Origin of the sequence: Vibrio marinisediminis, assembly GCF_014050145.1 — a bacterium.
Lineage (GTDB): Bacteria > Pseudomonadota > Gammaproteobacteria > Enterobacterales > Vibrionaceae > Vibrio > Vibrio marinisediminis.
The window spans coordinates 1-351 of sequence record NZ_JACFYF010000079.1 but is presented as its reverse complement, the minus strand read 5'-3'; the positions used below and the strand labels follow the sequence as shown (position 1 = coordinate 351).

At 66.1% G+C, this 351-nt stretch carries 1 protein-coding gene; it reads left to right on the top strand.

Translation table 11 applies throughout. The features are described 5' to 3' along the window. Window positions 1–277, top strand: a 277-nt coding sequence (locus tag H2O73_RS20390) for an antibiotic biosynthesis monooxygenase family protein (RefSeq protein ID WP_182110734.1), incomplete at its 5' end; no start/stop codon positions are given. Window positions 278–351: the final 74 nt, after the last annotated feature.

The window sequence follows — 351 nt, the reverse complement described above, 5'->3', positions numbered from 1 at the left end:
GGAGTATGCCGACGCCTGGGTGCGCGCCAGCGAACTGATCCAGCAGGCCCCCGGCGCCCTGGGCACCGAGCTGCATCGCAAGATCGGTGACCCCAAGACCCTGATCGCCATCGCCCACTGGGACAGCAAGGCCAGCCGCGACGCCATGGAGGCCCAGCCTGCGGCCCGCGTGAAGGAGATCATCAAGAGCGCCGCCCCCTTCTGCGAGATCCGCGTGATCGGCGAGTTCGAGGAGCCAGAGTGGGTGGTGATGCCGCCAGACTCACCAGATGCTTAGCCTGCTCCGGTGGCGTAAGCTTGGGTAACAAGTGTTACCCGCCCGCCATCGACAAGCAGGATGCTGCCATGGAC